At 43.0% G+C, this 2,412-nt stretch carries 2 protein-coding genes; both read left to right on the top strand.

Annotation, left to right across the window (positions count from 1 at the left end):
• Nucleotides 1-1,614: IS21 family transposase (gene istA / locus EDD69_RS15105; protein ID WP_341539348.1), on the top strand; the 1,614-nt coding region annotated here is incomplete at its 5' end.
• A complete protein-coding gene (gene istB, locus EDD69_RS15100) occupies nt 1,611-2,375 on the top strand; it encodes an IS21-like element helper ATPase IstB (RefSeq protein ID WP_081157650.1) in 765 nt (254 codons plus the stop codon). The genes istA and istB, both read left to right, overlap by 4 nt.
• Nucleotides 2,376-2,412 lie beyond the last annotated feature (37 nt).

Below are 2,412 nucleotides of genomic sequence, written 5' to 3'. Positions count from 1 at the left end.
TCTAGCTGTTGGAGGGATGGAAAGGTGGATAAGTGGGAAGTGTACATGGAAATTTATCAGCTCTTAAAGCAAGGATTTAGTAAAGCCACTATCGCTAAAAAATTAAACATATCCAGAACGACATTATATAACTATTTAAAACGTTCACCAGAGGAAATGACGATATGGCTGGCTTCTACGAAGCAGAGAAGAAAAAAGTTAGACCCTTACCGAGAGATTATTTTACATTGGATTCAGAAGCATCCAGATCTATCAGCGTCTCAAGTACAAGATTGGCTGGAGGAACAATATCCCGATCTCCGTGTGGGAGAAAGTACGGTCCGCAGCTATGTGAGGAATTTACGAGAGGAGTGGAACATCCCAAAAGAAACTTCTGTCCGCCAATATCAAGCAGTGCCAGATCCACCAATGGGTCACCAAGCGCAAGTCGATTTTGGAAAAGTCAAAGTAAAAAATCAACAAGGAAAGGATATCGTGTTATATTTTATCGCCTTTGTTCTTTCGCACTCCCGTTATAAATACATGGAGTGGCTGAATCGTCCTTTTACGACGAGAGATGTCATCCAAGCGCACGAGAATGCGTTCCAATGGTTTGGGGGAATCCCAAACGAACTGGTTTACGATCAGGACAACCTGATTGTGGTCAGCGAAAATGCCGGGGATCTCATTCTCACGGCCGAATTTGAAGCCTATCGGAGACAACGAAACTTGACTCTTCATGTATGTCGAAAGGCAGATCCGGAAAGTAAGGGGAAAATCGAAAACGTCGTAGGATTTATCAAACATAACTTTGCCAAACATCGGATCTTTACTACTATCGATGCATGGAATGAACAAGGATGGAATTGGCTGCGCCGAACAGGAAACGGCAGAGTTCATAATACGACAAAAAAGAGACCGGCCGATGTGTTCGAACTCGAAAAAGCACACTTACGACCGATCTCTCCATCATTGGACGTGACTGGCGTCCCCAAAACAAACCTTACCAACAGTATAACAAGGACGGTGAGAAAGGACAATACCATTCTGTACAAATCCAATCGATACACGGTTCCGTGCGGAACCTATACATCGTTTGGGAAAACGGTGCAAATCGTCATTCAAGAGGCAGAACAAGAACTCCTGATCTATGATTTGGAAACCGGGGAATACTTAGGGAAACACCCGATCACTCACGGCAAAGGGAAACTCATTCAAAACCGGAATCATCTGCGTGATCGAGCGAAAGGGATCGATGTGTATCTCGAGAGGATTGCCCATGAATTTGAAAATCCGGATGCGGCCAAGGAGTATCTCGAACGTATACGAAAAAACTATCCACGATATATACGGGATCAATTACAGCTCATTCAAAAGCAGCTGGCTCAATTTCCACTCTCTCTGTGCAGCCAAGCGCTGCAAAAATGTATGGAATTACAGTTGTATAGCGCCTCTGCATTTACAGATATGGTCGGTTACTTACAACGACAACATAGATGGAACACTTCCGACAAAGTCGTTTCAGTGAACCGAATTCAACCATTACGTGAGGGGAACCTTTCGGTTTTGGAAGCTCAACCAGCTGTCAGAAGCATCGAAGAATATATTGAGATTTTGGAGGGAAGAACGAAATGAGCCAGCTGGCGAAAGTACAAGAGTTATTGCGAACGTTGCGTTTGACAGAAACGGCTTTTCACCTGCCTGTACTAGTGAAACAAGCAGAAACAAACGAGATGACCTATCTTCGTTTTTTGTCCATAGTATTGCAGTATGAACAAGATTGTCGGGAGAAAAAAGCACGGGAAAGGCGTCTAAAATGGGCAGCTTTCCCGTATTACAAGACATTGGACGAGTTTCAGCTGGATGAACAGCCATCACTGACAAAACGGCAATTTCATCAATTGCGGGAACTCGCATGGTTAGACCAACTTTTTAACTTAATTTTATTAGGACCGCCAGGTGTAGGGAAAACCCATTTAGCGATTGGACTTGGGATGGAGGCGATTGATCAAGGGTATAAAGTGACGTTTATTACCATGGGAGAGTTGATTCAAGCGTTAAAAACAGAAGAAATCACTCGCAAATCTCGAATTCGTCTTCAGCGTCTAAGAGAATCCAACCTCGTGATTATCGATGATCTCATGTTTATGGCAATGGATCAACGAGAAGCCAATTTGTTTTTCCATTTGATCAATGACTTGTACAATCAATCATCCATTATTTTAACGTCCAACAAGGGACCAAGTGAATGGGGAGAACTACTGGGGGATCCAGCGATCACTACAGCCGTATTAGATAGAATTATTCATCGGGCAGAGGTGATTCATTTAAACGGAGACAGCTATCGCATGAAGCATAGAATTTCCATTTTCAGCGATGAAACTGTTCAAAATTAATGAGCAAAAAGTGTTCAATTTTACTTGACGGTTACAA

It is taken from the genome of Thermolongibacillus altinsuensis (assembly GCF_004341205.1).
Taxonomy (GTDB): Bacteria; Bacillota; Bacilli; order Bacillales; family Anoxybacillaceae; genus Thermolongibacillus; species Thermolongibacillus altinsuensis.
The sequence above is the reverse complement of the archived record's forward strand: the minus strand, read 5'-3'. Positions and strand labels throughout refer to the sequence as shown.